Origin of the sequence: Marixanthomonas ophiurae (assembly GCF_003413745.1) — a bacterium.
Taxonomy (GTDB): domain Bacteria; phylum Bacteroidota; class Bacteroidia; order Flavobacteriales; family Flavobacteriaceae; genus Marixanthomonas; species Marixanthomonas ophiurae.
Genome location: NZ_QVID01000001.1, coordinates 1,605,784 through 1,621,012, shown reverse-complemented (window position 1 = coordinate 1,621,012; position 15,229 = coordinate 1,605,784). Strand labels below are relative to the sequence as shown.

Here is a 15,229-nt window from a genome sequence, read left to right as displayed (position 1 = left end):
AAAACATGAGAAACAAAAGTAAATTAGTCGACGGAAAAGCAAAACCTCGAGGAGCCTATCCACACGTAAAACGCGTGGGAGACTTCATTTTTATAAGTGGAACCAGCTCTAGACTACCCGACAACACTATTGCCGGTGCCAACCAAGTAGACGAAATGGGCAGCATGCAATTCGATATTAAAGAACAAACCCGTGCCGTACTCGAAAACATTAAGGATTATCTAGCTACAGAAAACGCCACTATGGATGATGTAGTCGATGTAACCTCTTTTTTGGTTAACATGAATGACTTTGCAGGCTATAATGAAGTGTATGCGCAATATTTTAAAAAAGAAACAGGCCCAGCACGAACCACTGTTGCAGTGCATCAATTGCCGCATCCGCATTTAATGGTGGAAATTAAGGCAATGGCTTATAAGCCTGTAAGTGAGTAGTGAGTAGTGAGTAGTGAGTAGTGAGTAGTGAGTAGTGAGTAAAATTAATATCAATGAAAGCAATTAAAAAAATAGTCCTGTCCATTTTCTTTTTATCTGTTTCAATAAGCTATGCGCAAACAAAGCCTATTGAAGTTTCAAAAGAACCTTTCTCAATTGGAGAAACACTTACGTTTTATTCTGAAACTTTAGAAGAAGAGCGAACGTTAAACGTTTATTTGCCACATAATTTTTCCGAAGAAAAAGAATACCCCGTTATTTATTTGTTGGATGGTTCGGCCGATGAAGATTTTATTCATATTGCAGGCTTGGTTCAGTTTGGATCCTTTTCGTGGATTAATATGATTCCGGAAACCATTGTAATCGGAATTGCCAATGTGAGCAGGAATCGTGACTTCACCTATCCTTCTACCGATAAAGAGTACGTTAAAAAATATCCAGAAACCGGTCATTCAGAAAAATTTATTGCATTTATAGAAAAAGAGCTGCAACCCCTAGTGGAAAAGCAATACCCAGTTACTTCAGAAAAAACCTTAATTGGACAATCGTTGGGTGGCTTATTGGCTTCTGAAATCTTATTTAAAAAGCCTAATCTTTTTAAAAACTACATTATCGTTAGTCCGAGTTTGTGGTACGATTATGAATCGTTGTTAAAAAAAGAACCACAACCTTATAGCACAGAAAAATCAATCTACGTCGCTGTTGGAGAAGAAGGAAATGTGATGAAGCGAGTGGCAAAGCAGCTTCATAAAAAACTGAACAAAAACAAAAAGAAAAACACGTCTTTATATTATCACTTTTTAAAAGAGCAAGATCACGGTGATGCATTGCATTTGGCCGTGTACGATGCTTTTAAAAAATTATTTACTTCGCAAGAGAAAAAATAACCTACTGCTATGGAAAAGATTTTAAACTATATTGATGGAACATATGCCAAGCCTCAATCTAATAAGTGGTTGGACAACTATAATCCATCGAATGGTGAGGTATATTCTCAAATAGCAAGTTCTGATGCAGATGATGTTGCAAAAGCGTATCAAGCAGCTGAAAAGGCATTCCCAACTTGGAGCAATACTACCATCGACGAACGCAGTCGTATCCTTTTAAAAATAGCCGATCTTATTGAAGAAAATTTAGTCAAATTAGCTGAAGCTGAAGCCAAAGACAATGGCAAACCCTTAAGTTTAGCATTAGCAATCGATATTCCTAGAGCATCTGCTAATTTCCGGTTTTTTGCAAATGCCATCACCCAATTTGCCAGTGAAGCACATGAAAGTGTCGGGATGGACAGTATGAATTTTACGTTACGACAACCGTTAGGTGTTGTAGGTTGCATTTCCCCTTGGAACCTTCCACTCTATTTATTTACTTGGAAAATTGCCCCAGCTATTGCAGCGGGAAATACAGTCGTGGCAAAACCAAGTGAGGTTACACCCATGACAGCTTATTTATTAGGTGAGATTCTTACTGAAGCCGGTTTACCAAAAGGCATATTGAATATTGTTCACGGCACGGGACCTTCTGCCGGGCAAGCTATTGTGGAACATCCAAACATCAAAGCTATTTCGTTCACCGGTGGCACTAAAACCGGCGAACATATTGCCCGTACCGCCGCACCGATGTTTAAAAAGCTATCGTTGGAATTAGGAGGAAAAAATCCCAATCTCATCTTTGCCGATTGCGATTATGAGAATATGTTGGAAACAACTGTAAAATCGTCGTTTGCCAATCAAGGGCAAATTTGCCTTTGCGGAAGCCGCATTTTTGTAGAAGAATCCATTTACGAGAAATTTAAAAAAGACTTTATTGAAAAAGTATCGCAATTAAGAGTGGGTGATCCGTTTGATGCTAAAACGAATATGGGGGCTTTAGTTTCAAAACCACATTTGGAAAAAGTTCAATCCTATATTAAAATCGCCGAAGAAGAAGGTGGAAAAATCCTCTTTGGTGGTAAAACTGTTACCGTTGAAAATTTAGAAAATGGCTATTATTTACAACCTACAATCATTGAAGTATTTGACGACCAATGCCGTGTAAACCAAGAAGAGATATTTGGCCCTGTAGTAACCCTTATGCCGTTTAAAACCGAGGCCGAAGCTTTAAAAATGGCGAATGGCGTGAAGTATGGCTTGTCAGCTACACTTTGGACGAACAATTTAGACCGAACCATGAGATTATCAAAACAATTACAATCTGGAATTGTTTGGGTAAATACATGGCTTAACCGGGATTTACGCACCCCTTTTGGCGGTATGAAAAATAGCGGTGTTGGCCGGGAAGGTGGTTTTGAAGCGCTTCGATTTTTTACCGAGCCTAAGAACGTTTGTATTAAGTACAATAGAGGGTAGTTGTTAGTTTTTAGTGGACAGAAAAAAGGTTATGAGTAGTGAATAATAATGAGTTTCACTCAGATTTATTTAATTCTGTTTTTTATGGCTCAAATTTATTCCAATAATAATTGCTTGAATAATTCCAACTATCCAATAAGTAGGAAATCGTAAAAATGTATAAACAACCTCAAAACTATCCATCCAAGGTCCTGATGTGATTTCCACTCTGGTAAGCTCAATTACAATTGAAAGAATTGGTAAAAAAACACTAAAAGACAATCCGCCGATTATGCAACCTACTTTCCAATTAATTTTTCTGTTCCAAAATCTAAAATTTAGAAAAATGAGAACAGCAAAAAATATATAATCAAAATATCCTAGTAACATTTCTTCTTATAGATACTAATTAAACAAACTAACCCTCCTCATCCGCGCCATATACTAAATTGATAAATTCATCTTTTGGTATGGCACCGAAATACGCTTCGATATCGATATTTTCTAGTATATTTTTTATGTCAGTTTTTTCATAACGGGTGCCAATGAATAATTCTTCCAATTTTTCAACCGGTTCCCTTCCGAAGAAATCACCAAATGCTTTAAAGTTTTTAATGTGTCCTTTTTCAACAAAAATGCGAAGGTCTAGTGTTCCAGCTGGGAATCTGCGTTCACGTTGTATATTGAATTTTGGGGAACTGCCATAATTCCATTCCCAAGTGTCGTATTTTTCTTCTTTTAGTTTGTGGACACCTTCCCATTCTTCATCTGTAAGACGATAGGTTTCAAAATCGTCTCGCGCTTCATATAACCCTTTTAAAATTAAAGATCGAAAGGTTTCAATATCGACCTTTTCATCCATAAATTCTGAAATGTTAGCCACCCGACTCCGTACCGATTTATGGCCTTTACTTTCAATCTTGCTCATTTTAACTTGTAATGCATTGGCAACCTCACTTAAATCAGTATCTAACAACAAGGTGCCGTGGCTTACCATCCGTTTTCCGGTAGAAAATTGTGCATTACCGGATATTTTTTTATCGTTTGCTACTACGTCATTTCTTCCTTTCATTTCGGCAGGAACGCCCATACTGTTCAGCACTTTTACAACAGGCGCTGTAACTTTTTTAAAGTTGTTTAAACTCTTAATATCGTGATCGGTTATAAAACTAAAGTTTAAATTTCCGAAGTCATGATATACCGCTCCTCCACCCGACACACGTCGAACGATTTTAATATTGTTTTCCTCTACGTATTCGTGATTGATTTCTTCTAAGGTATTCTGGTTTCTACCTATAATTATAGAAGGTTCGTTTATATAAAACAAAAGATAGTCATTGTCAAAACTGAAGTTCCGGACAATGTATTCTTCTAAGGCCAAGTTAAGGTGTGGATTTGTAACCCCTTCATTTTCAATAAAAATCATAGCGTTATTTTTAGCAAAATTGAAGCTTCAAGGTACTTAAAATTTCTGAAATGTTGGGGGCTTTCAGAAATAAGCTTTCTGTTCCATGCTTCCCATAAAATCATAGTATATTTACAGAACAAAGTATATAAATCGCTCAATTAATAGCTCATGAATTTAAATTTAAACTTTAAATCGGCACTTGTTTGTGGAAGCAGTGCCGGAATAGGAAAAGCATCTGCCATGGAGTTGGCTTCGTTAGGGACCAGCGTTACCTTAGTTGCCAGAAATGAAGAGAAATTGAAAGGTGTACTGTCGCAATTACCCACTGGTGACGGACAGCGACATGATTATATAGTAGCCGATTTTTCAAACCCTGAAGCCCTTAAAGAAAAAATTGAAGCGGCTACAAAAGACAAAGTATTTCATATTCTACTTAACAATACTGGGGGACCAAAAGGCGGACCTCTTTTTTCAGCAGATACGGAAGAGTTTACCAAAGCCTTTTCACAACACTTGGTTTGCAACCAAATATTAGTGCAAGCCGTTGTTCCAGGAATGAAAAAAGTGGGCTACGGACGTATTATTAATATTATTTCCACTTCGGTAAAACAACCTATTGAAGGCTTGGGCGTAAGCAATACCATTCGTGGTGCCGTTGCCAATTGGAGCAAGACTCTCGCTAGCGAATTGGGTGGTTTTGGCATTACGGTAAACAATGTGTTACCCGGTTTTACAGCTACTGACCGTTTAGACAACATTGTAGGCAATGCTGCTAAAAAACATGATAAAACAGAAGAAGAAGCTGCTGAATTTATGAAGAGTTTAGTGCCTGCAGCCCGTTTTGCACAACCCGAAGAAACTGCGTATGCGGTTGCCTTTTTAGCCAGTGAAGCAGCGAGTTACATTAACGGTATTAACTTGCCGGTTGATGGAGGAAGAACGAAAAGCTTATAAGCTAAATTGCTCTCAACACTTTTTATTGTAACTTTATCTGAATACAATATCATTCGAAAAACCTGAACAAGCCACCCTCTATGAAAAGAAAACTTCGCATTAACGGTCATTCGCATCTACTTCCATATCCAGAACAAATTCCTCAGTTTATGAAAGACAAGGAGATTTTTTGGGTAGATGAAGATAAAAAGTTTATGCTTCAAAAAGATTGGAGCCGTCCCGTTACTGATTCTAGTTTCTTTTTAAATGAGAAACTAGAGTGGATGGAGCGGTTTGATATTGATCACGCCGTTGTTTTAAACCTTTCACAATTATATGGAAATGGTCTTCGAGTAGAAGAAATGAAGCAAGCATTACGGTTTCAGAACGATTTTAACGCGAAAGTGCAGCACGATAATCCGTCAAAATTTACCTGCGGATTTGTAGTACACCCAGGATTTGTAAGAGGTGCCTTATGGGAAATTGAACGTTGTGTCGAAGAATTAGGGCTTCAACTTTTATGTTTACCAACCCACTATATGGATACCATTGGAACATGGCGCTGTATTTTTGATGAAGAAAACGAACCCATTTTTGAACTAGCCAGCAAGTATAATTTAGCGGTTGAAATTCATCCCTACGATGGTGAAAAATTTATAAAATTGGAAAACACATCTTGGCGCTTCCACCTTATCTGGATGTTAGCGCAATGTGCGGATGCATATCACTTCTTAACGTTGAATGGGTACGCAGATAAATACCCCAATATGCGTACGTGTTTTGCACACGGCGGACAATTAGCACAAATAAATTTAGGACGCCGTATTCAAGGTTTTGATGGTCGGCCAGATCTATTTGAAGGAAAAACACACCCTAGAAAAGCAGTTGGACATAAAAACATATTTTTTGACACTTTAGTACACGATACAGGTTCGTTAAAATTATTGGTAGAAAATCAAGACCCAAAGCAAGTTATAATGGGCCTAGATGATCCATATCCATTAGGAGAAATGGAGAGTGCTGTACAATCTTCGTATCCTGGTAAAATTTTAGATCTTGCTCAAGAACGAGATATCTTAACAGAGGAAGAATGTGATGCCATTTGGGAAGATAATGTAATACAATGGCTGTGCGGTGATGACGAAGCTGCTAAAAAGAAATTGGTTAATAGAATTCTTAGTTAACACTCATGACAGAAGTCGCTAGGTTTTATATTCTATCTCACATTTTTATAGCATTAATTGGTGGGGTGCTTTTGCTGGCGATTTGGTATCACATTAGAAAGCAGTTTAAATATATTTTAGAAGAAGATGAATCTGAAAAAAGGGTAGATAAAGCACTACTCTATTTAAGTTTTGCCATGTTCGTTTGGGTTGTTTCTGGGGTATGGAGTTATGCGGGAATGGTCTTTTCATTTATAGATACCCAAGGGTATCAATTAGGAGTAAATTTGCTTTCTATTGTAAACAATATGTTTCTACTGCTGGCGCTTTTTTATTTTTACTACGCCCCGCAGTTTATCTATCACAATAAGAGAAATATAAAAAAAATTATTGGTCTAATTGTCGCTACGGCCGCTATTACATTTATTCTACCGCAACTTTTAGGGAATTCAAATACGATTCAAAATATAAAAATAAGCAGCATTCCAGATTTATTATTATCTGCTTTTTTATGTTATTTATTAGGTGTTTCATTTTATAGAACCTTTGCGTATAGAGGGTTGAAATTAATAGGAATAATCGCTGTTTTGGTAATTGTACTAACATTCACTTCTCAAGTTTCAGAAGCCTTTTTAACCTTCGGAAATGATTTCAGTAACAACTTTATTAAAATTATTGCTAAAACGTCTTTAATTGCTGTTTTCTTGGTATTGGCTACTATTTGGGTAATTCGACTTGCCAGCATGCCGAAACCAAACGAAATGGCCATCTCTTTTTTAGATTGGAGTTTGGTTAAAATTAATATCCCTACCAAAGGAATTGTTGATCAGGTAATCGATTTTGGCTCTAAAACCACACAGTATAAAAACTTATTGAAGTTTGCCATTAGGCGGAAATATGCTGAAGGGGTTTCGCAAAGTATTTTGGTAAACCTAGGCGGTGAAATAACAAACCAAACTTACGTCACCCGAATTATCGAAAATATAAATGATATTCTACAATTAGAGGGAAATGAAAAATTGGATAGACGTGATCTTTTTATCTTTATAGGTGAAAGCAGGTACCGCTTACGTATCATTCCTGAAAATATAACAATTGACAAAGCTTTGTTAGAAGAATTCTCAGAAACACCTGAAAACAAAGAGTATAAAGCTATTTGTAATTAATTGTTGCTTCACTCACAATTACTCACAACCCACTATTTTTTGTTATAATTTAAAACAGTCATTTCAAACTCAATGACTCGCTTTTACATTGCTCAAAAGTTTAACATACAACTATGAGCAATACGACAATCGACAACGAACCTACTGAGATTTTTGGACATCCAAAGGGATTACTTTACTTATTTTTTGCTGAATTATGGGAACGGTTCTCTTTCTACGGAATGCGAGCCCTTTTGGTGCTTTACATGACTAAACACTTGTTGTTTGGTGACGATATGGCTTTTGGTGTGTATGCGGCGTATATGTCATTAGTGTATGTAACCCCTATGATTGGTGGAATTTTAGCAGATAAAATTTTAGGTTATAGAAAATCAATTATACTTGGTGGCGTTTTAATGGTGCTGGGACACTTTTTTCTTACTATTGAACTTCCTATTTTCTTCTATGGTTCCTTAGGGTTGATTATTGTGGGGAACGGTTTTTTTAAACCTAATATTTCATCTTTTGTAGGCGAACTATACCAACAAGGAGACAGCAGAAGAGATTCTGGATTTACTATTTTTTATCTCGGTATCAATCTAGGAGCTGCCATTGCCCCCTTAGCCTGTGCTTGGTTTGCCGCAAATTACGGTTGGCATTATGGTTTTGTTTTAGCAGGAATTGGAATGGTTGCCGGACTTCTTGTTTTTAATAGCGGCTTAAAAAGCAATGTATTTGGCAGTAAAGGATTGGTGCCAAATACTGAAAAATACAATTTAAAAACGCTCGGTTTAAACAAAGGAAAATGGATTGTAATTTGTTCTATAGTTTCAGTAGTGTTATTTGCTACGATTGTTCGTTTTCACGAATTTGAAAGCTATTTAGTGTGGATTGTCTCACTGTTCTTGATTGCATATATAACGTATATTATTTCAACCGTAAGTATGAAGGAAAAGAAGCGGTTATTGGTTGCTGTCTATTTTACTATATTGTACACTTTATTCGCTGCAATTTTTGAACAAGCCGGCAGTTCCTTAACCTTATTTGCCGATAGAAATGTAAACTTGGTGGGGATGGACGCCGCAGGAACCAACAGTATTAACGCGGGATTCATCATTCTTTTTGCCATACCTTTTTCCATGTTATGGACGTTTTTAAGCAAACGAAATAGAAATCCAAATTCCCCAGTTAAATTCGGATTGGGACTATTGTTTCTTGGTCTTGGGTTTCTCATATTTGCCATGTCTGCAAATAGTGTTGACGACTTTGCAAGAACCTCTATGACGTATTTAATACTAGGCTATATGGTACTGACAATCGGATAATTATTTTTATCACCCATCGGTTTATCTAAAATGACCGAATTATCCCCTTTAAAATACACCGCTTTCATCATGGGCGTTTGGTTTTCTGCTAATTTTTTCGGACACTTTTTTGCTGGGAAAATTGCTAAGCTTACATCTGTTTCAGGAGGAGAAGCATCTGTTTTTTCATCTGGTTTTTTTGGAACCATTACCGAGCAAATAAGCGGATTAACTTTACAAAGTGTTTTAACGGAAAGTGAAGGTTTACAACAACTATTTTCGTATGTTTCAGTGTATGCAAGTTTTGGTACCATTAGTATAATTGTGGGTATCTTTGCGATACTAATTTCACCATTCATTAAAAAAATGATGGGTGGCATACATTAAACAAATAACATGGACTTTCTTCCTGAAGAAATAAACAATTACGTAGAAAATCATTCGCAGCCGGAACCTGAACTGCTACAAAAGCTCAATAGAGAAACCTGGCAAAAAGTATTGGCACCTAGAATGTTAAGTGGTCATTTACAAGGGCGTGTATTGAGTATGCTTTCCAAATTAATAAACCCGAAATACATTTTGGAAATTGGCACCTATACAGGCTATTCAGCTTTGAGTTTAGCGGAAGGAATGCATAAAGAAGGTGAATTACACACCATTGATATCAATGAGGAACTGCACGATTTTCAACGAAAATACTTCAATGCTTCAGGCTTTGGAGAGCAGATAATACAACATACTGGAAATGCTTTAGAAATTATTCCAAAACTAACTCAAATTTTTGATTTGGTCTTTATAGATGCTGATAAAAGTAATTATCCAAAGTATCTCGACATTATTCTTCCAAAATTAAAAAGCGGATCGGTTATTTTAAGTGATAATGTGTTGTGGAGCGGAAAAGTCATCCAGCCTTTAAAGAAAGACGATAAGGACACGGAAGCATTACTGGAGTATAACAAACTGCTCAATGAACATCCTAAACTGGAAACCATTTTATTGCCTATTCGAGATGGGTTAACGGTTAGTAGAATGATATAGTTTATAAAAAAAGGTTCAGAAAAATTTCTGAACCTTTTTAGTTTGGTTAAAGTTAAAATTTTATTGAACCGCCTGCAACGCATCAATATTTCCATACCCCTTTGTACTATCTTTATTAGGGTAAAACTCGGAGCTTTGTCGCATTTTATTCAATACTTGGCTTCTACTCCAAGTTGGGTGGCGTTCCCAAACCAATGCTGCAATTCCTGCAGTTGTTGCTGTTGCCACAGAAGAACCTCCTACATAATCGGTATCTCCATTATAAAAGCCTAATACCGCACTTGTACGTCCGTTATCATTTGCACGTTGCATCACAATAGTAAATTCTATTTCGCTACCATCGTGGCACGTATCGCACTGTTCGTACGTTCCATCATCGGTTATTCCGGTTACGGCAACCGTTTCGCTCATACTGGCAGGAAAAATCACCGGATACCAATTAGTGAAGTCTAAGGAAGTTCCGCCAGCTGCAAATATAAGTTTCCCTCTGCTATGTGCATATCGTACAGCATCTTTTACATTGTTAATAGACCAAGGATACCCGATAGACATTGATATAATTTTTACGTCGCTTCTATCTGCCAATTGTCGTAAGGCATCTTTTACACCTTTACGTTCGTGGTAATCGTTTAATAATACATCCTCTGTAGCACGATACGCTATTAAGTTTGAATTGTAAGCCACCCCAACAGGTAGGTTATCATTATTTCTAGGGGAAGCAATGGTTGACCCCATACTAGTTCCATGACCACATTTATCATGTGGACCATCATAGTTGTTAGACCAGGGCCAAGCTGAATCGATAAACGTTCCATATTTTTGAATAGTCCTTCCTGTACTATACCCATCGTTAAAGTTACTTCCTAAAAGGGGTTGACTTTGTGACACTCCTGTATCTATTAGACCAACAGTTACACCAGATCCGGTACTATAGCTCCAAGCCTGTTCTATATTGTGCTCATCATATGTCCAACTTACTAACGATCCTGGGGCAACAGTTCGGTAATCATTGTTGTTTAAGGTTTGTCCATCCTTTCCACAACCGCTAGACGATCTGTTTTGAGGATATTGTTCACTGTAAAAGAAAGAATACGCGTTGGGTTCCATATACCGAATATCGTTTCGTTTTCTTAATTCGGTAATGGTTTTCAGGGATTTTACCTGAACATCAATTACATTTAGTACATCATCGTCTTCGAAAAGAGTTTCTTTTCGAGAACCCTTTTCCATTGAAATTACTTCAGAAATGATTGCATTTTTCGAATCGGTAAGTCTTGCATTCTTCTCAGTGCTGAAACTTTCTCCTTTTTCTCCATATCCAATGGTTAAAATACCACTTCCGTGCACCGTGGCACTCCATAATACTTGATCGGACGTTTTATCCCAACTAAAATCGCCTGTACGGCGTAGTTGTTCATCAATGATTTTGTTGATTTGGGGGATAGTTAATAATTCTTGTGAAGTTTCAGAAGTAAGATTAGTTTCTTGTGTTTCTTCTGTTAGGGGATTGTCTTTTGTACAGCCTATCACAATTATTGCGAATGCGGCCAGTACTACGAGTTGTAGTTTTTTCATAGGTTTGATGGTTTAATTAATAAAACATCAAGATACAAAAAATAGCAATTAACACGAGGAAGTTACTCTAAGTCCCTAACTTTTAGCTTGTCATGCTCTAATGCTTTTTTACACAATTTGTAAAAGATAATTGCGAAGATAGTACCTACTAAAGCTCCTACAAGTATATCACTTGGGTAATGAACACCTACATAAATTCTGCTGGTTACAAAGACAAGTGGCCAAAGGTAGGCGAGAAATATCCATTTGGTTTTCTGCCTTAAAATTAAAGCCATAAACGTGGTTACTGAAAAGCTAGAGGAAGCATGCCCCGAAAAAAAGCTATAGTTATTGGGTTTTTGAAGAATACGAATAACCTCAGACAATGCTTCAACATTATTTGGTCTTAGTCTGGCGAAATAATCTTTTACAAAACCTGTAAAGAAAATGGTAATTCCGAAGGTTAGTAATAAGAAGAAAAGGATAGCTCCTCCCCGTTTCCATTTAAAGTAGTAGAATATTAAAAAAAAGAAAACTAAAAAAAGTGGCGTCCAAGTTTCTATTTGTGTGGCGGTAATCCAAAAATTATCAAACTTTTCTATTCCTAAGGAGTTAAGAAGTACAAACAACTCTCTGTCCCACTCTTTTAGAATGTCAAACATTAAAATCTGCGTTTAATGGGACCGGTGATTTCGTCTACATCTTCTTTTACTTTATCAATCTCTTCACGTACATCTTTTGTAATATCAACATCAAGTCCTTGTTTTTCGGCACTTTTAGTGATTTCAGATTTAATATCGTTTGTAGCGTCTTTAAGTTGACGCATACCTTTACCTAAACCTTTAGCGATTTCGGGAACTTTATCAGCACCAAAAACCAGTAGTACAATAAAAAGTATAAATACAATTTCGGTACCGCTTATAAATAAAAAGATTGCCTCTGCATACATATTGCAAATATAAACAAGAATATTATGCTACACGAAAAAGCCCCGTTAAAACAACGAGGCTTTGTGTATATAAATTTCAGAAAAAATTATTCTTCTACTTTGTTTTTAAATTTGTCAAAATCACCTAGCTTTTTACGTTTAGGCCAACTATTGTTTTCTGTATCAATATCTGCTGTTTCCTCATCTGGATCAACCACTATTTTTACAATCTCTTTTTCTGAAGCAATTACCTTTCCTACTTCTTTGTCATTTTTTCTCCAGATTTGAGCTGGATATTTCACTCGCTCTGTACTTCCGTCGCTATAAGTATACTCTGCAATGATTGGCATTGGGATACCTCCTGGTTTTTCAAAAACTATTTCGTAGAAATAGTTTGGCTTTTTCAGGTTTGCTCTTTCTTCAGCAGAAAGATTATCCATAATATATTCTTGCAAGGTGGTTATATCGTCTAAAGAAGCATTTTTCATACTTTCTTCGTAATCTTCACTTCCTTCTTCAATCATATAGACTAATGGCGGGAGATCGCTCTCTTTCATTCCTCTGGCTTCCATCATATCGCGCACTTCTTGATTCATTTTTGAAGTTACATAAAAACGTTTTACATCCTTCACTCCAATATCTGTGTATTCAGTACTATAAAACCAAGCTCTCCAATACCAGTCTAAATCTACAGCTGAAGCATCTTCCATGGTTCTGAAAAAATCTTCTGGGGTTGGGTGTTTAAACATCCAACGATTAGCATAAATTTTAAAAGCATAATCAAACAATTCGCGCCCCATTACAGTCTCGCGTAAAATATTTAAAGCTGTAGCAGGTTTTCCATATGCGTTGCTACCAAAGTTATAAGTATTTAAACCTTTCGTCATTATCGGAGCGATATAATCTTGATCGCCTGCCATATAACTTACAATGTTCTTTGCAGGACCTCTACGAGAAGGATACTTTTTGTTTGGCGCAATAGCATCAGGATACCACTCACCAAAATCCTGTTCAGCTACATACTGCACAAACGTGTTAAGACCTTCGTCCATCCACGTCCATTGACGCTCATCACTATTTACAATCATAGGGAAATAATTGTGGCCAACTTCGTGAATAATTACTGAAATCATACCATACTTAGTACGCTCACTGTAATTTCCATCTTCATCTGGGCGTCCGTAATTCCAGCAAATCATTGGATATTCCATCCCTTGATTTTTAGCGTGTACTGAAATAGCTTTAGGGTATGGGTAATTAAATGTCATTCGAGAGTAGGATTTTAAAGTACTCGCTACAGCTTTCGTTGAAAACTCTTCCCATAATGGGTTGCCTTCTGGTGGATACATAGACACAGCCATTACATCTTTACCGTTGTTTTGCTTTACGGCCATCATATCCCAAATGTAACGTCTTGATGTTGCAAAAGCATAATCTCTAACATTCTCTGCTTTGAACTCCCACGTTTTTTTACTTTTTGTAAACCCTGTTGAAGCTTTTTCTGCCTCTTCTTGTGTTACAATAATTACAGGTTTATCGTAAGACTTCTTCGCTTTTTCAAAACGATTCATCATCTCTTTGGTAAAGACATCTTTCCTATTCTGAAGAGACCCTGTAGCGTCTAACACGTGATCTGCAGGAACAGTAATATTTACTTCAAAGTCACCAAAAGGCAATGCAAATTCATCTCTACCCCAAAACTGGCTGTTTTGCCATCCTTCTACATCATTATAAACTGCCATACGAGGATAGAATTGTGCTATTACATATCCGCGGTTACCATCTTTAAACTCTTCATAACCACTACGTGCTCTATCAATTGTATGGTTTGGAATATTATACCACCATTTAATTGAAAATGTAAAATCATCTCCTGGCTCAAGATCTTCTGGCATTTCAACACGCATCATAGTGCGATTAATTGTATGCGGAAGATTCCCTCCTTTTTCATCTTTAACTTCTTGAATATTAAAACCACCCTCAAAAGCAGCTCCCATATGTTTTTGCACAAAAGAACCAGCCATATCAGCTGGGGCAGCTCCACTTGGTTCGATCAATGAAGATTTTGAATCTTTGGCACGAACATTTTGATCTAACTGTACCCATAAATATTCCAACACATCTGGAGAGTTATTGGTATATGTAATGGTTTCGTTACCATATAGTTTTTTACTTACGTCATCAAGTTCGATGTCCATTTCGTAATCGGCTCTCTGCTGGTAATATTTAGGACCGGGAGCACCACTCGCACTTCTATATTGATTGGGAGTAGAAAACTCCTCATATAATTGTTTAAAACGGTTGTTGTTAATATGGCCCGGCTCACGCTCGTCACCATTGTTTTGATCCTGTGCGTAACTCATCCCTGCTGAAAGAAACAAGATTACTAAGGAAAGGCATTTAATTAGTTTCATAGATAATTTGTATTTCTGAAATTTTAAAAAGTTTTAAAAATAGTTTTTATGTTGCTGAATGAAAATCAGTTTAGTTGAAGTTTAACATATCTTTAATATTATGGCTGTCTAAAATGAAACTCCTTCGGTTTTCGGGGGTTTTTATATGGATAATGTTTTGTTGTTCATCAAAAAGATCCATTAATACTTCGTTTTTTACTTCTACAGAATGCAATTCTTTTACTCCTGAAATTTCAATATATACATTTACAATATCAATATCATATTCCCTACCAATATAATTGAGTTTTGCCGGTTTTCCATTCACTTTTACGTTCAGTTTTTGAAGAATATACTTTTTCAAGTACTCAATATCATTCTGAGTTTCTTTAGTGGTTATGGAAATGGAAGGATTGTACCGTTGTTGAAGTACTTTTTCTATATCGTCTATAAAAATTTTCGTTATAATCTGAATAGACTCCTTTTTTGGCACGTACTCCATATTAGTAGTACTTACATAAAATTTATGTGCTGGTGCAGAAGCAGTCATCAAAGGGAATACGATAGCAAGAATTGCTATTTTTAGATATTTCATATACTCA

15 protein-coding genes are annotated in these 15,229 nt (G+C 36.5%); 9 read left to right on the top strand and 6 right to left on the bottom strand.

Features of this window, described 5'->3' with window-relative positions:
• The first annotated feature begins 5 nt into the window (after nucleotides 1-5).
• From DZ858_RS07415 to DZ858_RS07405, 3 genes are read left to right on the top strand one after another with little or no spacing between them, the layout of a single operon-like run.
• Nucleotides 6-434: a RidA family protein gene (locus tag DZ858_RS07415; RefSeq protein ID WP_117158928.1), complete on the top strand. Its 429-nt coding sequence runs from the start codon at nucleotides 6-8 to the stop codon at nucleotides 432-434.
• A gap of 53 nt (nucleotides 435-487) precedes the next feature.
• Nucleotides 488-1,321 carry an alpha/beta hydrolase gene (locus tag DZ858_RS07410; protein ID WP_117158927.1) on the top strand — a complete coding sequence of 278 codons (834 nt, stop codon included), beginning with the start codon at nucleotides 488-490 and terminating at the stop codon, nucleotides 1,319-1,321.
• 9 nt (nucleotides 1,322-1,330) lie between these two features.
• Nucleotides 1,331-2,782, top strand: a complete 1,452-nt coding sequence (locus tag DZ858_RS07405) for an aldehyde dehydrogenase (protein ID WP_117158926.1) — start codon at nucleotides 1,331-1,333, stop codon at nucleotides 2,780-2,782.
• A 397-nt stretch (nucleotides 2,783-3,179) separates the two neighbouring features.
• On the opposite strand, the gene DZ858_RS07395 is transcribed toward DZ858_RS07405, so the two are convergent.
• Nucleotides 3,180-4,187: a lipoate--protein ligase gene (locus DZ858_RS07395; RefSeq protein WP_117158924.1), complete on the bottom strand. Its 1,008-nt coding sequence runs from the start codon at nucleotides 4,185-4,187 to the stop codon at nucleotides 3,180-3,182.
• A gap of 150 nt (nucleotides 4,188-4,337) precedes the next feature.
• Here DZ858_RS07395 and DZ858_RS07390 point away from each other — a divergent pair, with 150 nt between their 5' ends.
• From DZ858_RS07390 to DZ858_RS07370, 6 genes are all read left to right on the top strand, one after another.
• Nucleotides 4,338-5,123: an SDR family oxidoreductase gene (locus DZ858_RS07390; RefSeq protein WP_117158923.1), complete on the top strand. Its 786-nt coding sequence runs from the start codon at nucleotides 4,338-4,340 to the stop codon at nucleotides 5,121-5,123.
• A gap of 80 nt (nucleotides 5,124-5,203) precedes the next feature.
• A complete protein-coding gene (locus DZ858_RS07385; RefSeq protein ID WP_117158922.1) occupies nucleotides 5,204-6,286 on the top strand; it encodes an amidohydrolase family protein in 1,083 nt (360 codons plus the stop codon).
• A gap of 5 nt (nucleotides 6,287-6,291) precedes the next feature.
• Nucleotides 6,292-7,431, top strand: a complete 1,140-nt coding sequence (locus tag DZ858_RS07380; protein ID WP_117158921.1) for a hypothetical protein — start codon at nucleotides 6,292-6,294, stop codon at nucleotides 7,429-7,431.
• 113 nt (nucleotides 7,432-7,544) lie between these two features.
• A complete protein-coding gene (locus DZ858_RS07375; RefSeq protein ID WP_239990738.1) occupies nucleotides 7,545-8,735 on the top strand; it encodes a peptide MFS transporter in 1,191 nt (396 codons plus the stop codon).
• A 30-nt stretch (nucleotides 8,736-8,765) separates the two neighbouring features.
• Complete coding sequence (locus DZ858_RS15305) at nucleotides 8,766-9,101, top strand: hypothetical protein (RefSeq protein WP_239990737.1); 336 nt, start codon at nucleotides 8,766-8,768, stop codon at nucleotides 9,099-9,101.
• A gap of 9 nt (nucleotides 9,102-9,110) precedes the next feature.
• Nucleotides 9,111-9,752, top strand: coding sequence for an O-methyltransferase (locus DZ858_RS07370; RefSeq protein ID WP_117158920.1), 642 nt, complete (start codon nucleotides 9,111-9,113; stop codon nucleotides 9,750-9,752).
• Nucleotides 9,753-9,812: 60 nt separating this feature from the next.
• On the opposite strand, the gene DZ858_RS07365 is transcribed toward DZ858_RS07370, so the two are convergent.
• The 5 genes from DZ858_RS07365 to DZ858_RS07345 all read right to left on the bottom strand — a co-directional run bounded on the left by DZ858_RS07365 (nucleotide 9,813) and on the right by DZ858_RS07345 (nucleotide 15,222).
• On the bottom strand, nucleotides 9,813-11,327 hold the full coding sequence (locus tag DZ858_RS07365) for a S8 family peptidase (RefSeq protein ID WP_117158919.1): 1,515 nt from the start codon (nucleotides 11,325-11,327) through the stop codon (nucleotides 9,813-9,815).
• 62 nt (nucleotides 11,328-11,389) lie between these two features.
• A complete protein-coding gene (locus tag DZ858_RS07360; protein ID WP_117158918.1) occupies nucleotides 11,390-11,968 on the bottom strand; it encodes a phosphatase PAP2 family protein in 579 nt (192 codons plus the stop codon).
• Nucleotides 11,968-12,255 (bottom strand): Sec-independent protein translocase subunit TatA/TatB, encoded by a 288-nt coding sequence (locus DZ858_RS07355; protein ID WP_117158917.1) that lies wholly within the window; start codon nucleotides 12,253-12,255, stop codon nucleotides 11,968-11,970. Before DZ858_RS07355 ends, DZ858_RS07360 begins: the two co-directional genes overlap by 1 nt.
• Nucleotides 12,256-12,341: 86 nt before the next feature.
• Entirely contained in the window at nucleotides 12,342-14,648 is a 2,307-nt protein-coding gene (locus tag DZ858_RS07350; RefSeq protein WP_117158916.1) for a M1 family metallopeptidase, read from the bottom strand.
• A 70-nt stretch (nucleotides 14,649-14,718) separates the two neighbouring features.
• On the bottom strand, nucleotides 14,719-15,222 hold the full coding sequence (locus tag DZ858_RS07345) for a DUF6702 family protein (protein ID WP_117158915.1): 504 nt from the start codon (nucleotides 15,220-15,222) through the stop codon (nucleotides 14,719-14,721).
• Nucleotides 15,223-15,229: the final 7 nt, after the last annotated feature.

Excerpts from the sequence above, each read along its gene's own strand:
- DZ858_RS07415 (WP_117158928.1), top strand. The coding sequence starts at position 6 with ATGAGAAACAAAAGTAAATTAGTCGACGGAAAAGCAAAACCTCGAGGA.
- DZ858_RS07410 (WP_117158927.1), top strand. The coding sequence starts at position 488 with ATGAAAGCAATTAAAAAAATAGTCCTGTCCATTTTCTTTTTATCTGTT.
- DZ858_RS07405 (WP_117158926.1), top strand. The coding sequence starts at position 1,331 with ATGGAAAAGATTTTAAACTATATTGATGGAACATATGCCAAGCCTCAA.
- DZ858_RS07395 (WP_117158924.1), bottom strand. The coding sequence starts at position 4,187 with ATGATTTTTATTGAAAATGAAGGGGTTACAAATCCACACCTTAACTTG.
- DZ858_RS07390 (WP_117158923.1), top strand. The coding sequence starts at position 4,338 with ATGAATTTAAATTTAAACTTTAAATCGGCACTTGTTTGTGGAAGCAGT.
- DZ858_RS07385 (WP_117158922.1), top strand. The coding sequence starts at position 5,204 with ATGAAAAGAAAACTTCGCATTAACGGTCATTCGCATCTACTTCCATAT.
- DZ858_RS07380 (WP_117158921.1), top strand. The coding sequence starts at position 6,292 with ATGACAGAAGTCGCTAGGTTTTATATTCTATCTCACATTTTTATAGCA.
- DZ858_RS07375 (WP_239990738.1), top strand. The coding sequence starts at position 7,545 with ATGAGCAATACGACAATCGACAACGAACCTACTGAGATTTTTGGACAT.
- DZ858_RS15305 (WP_239990737.1), top strand. The coding sequence starts at position 8,766 with ATGACCGAATTATCCCCTTTAAAATACACCGCTTTCATCATGGGCGTT.
- DZ858_RS07370 (WP_117158920.1), top strand. The coding sequence starts at position 9,111 with ATGGACTTTCTTCCTGAAGAAATAAACAATTACGTAGAAAATCATTCG.
- DZ858_RS07365 (WP_117158919.1), bottom strand. The coding sequence starts at position 11,327 with ATGAAAAAACTACAACTCGTAGTACTGGCCGCATTCGCAATAATTGTG.
- DZ858_RS07360 (WP_117158918.1), bottom strand. The coding sequence starts at position 11,968 with ATGTTTGACATTCTAAAAGAGTGGGACAGAGAGTTGTTTGTACTTCTT.
- DZ858_RS07355 (WP_117158917.1), bottom strand. The coding sequence starts at position 12,255 with ATGTATGCAGAGGCAATCTTTTTATTTATAAGCGGTACCGAAATTGTA.
- DZ858_RS07350 (WP_117158916.1), bottom strand. The coding sequence starts at position 14,648 with ATGAAACTAATTAAATGCCTTTCCTTAGTAATCTTGTTTCTTTCAGCA.
- DZ858_RS07345 (WP_117158915.1), bottom strand. The coding sequence starts at position 15,222 with ATGAAATATCTAAAAATAGCAATTCTTGCTATCGTATTCCCTTTGATG.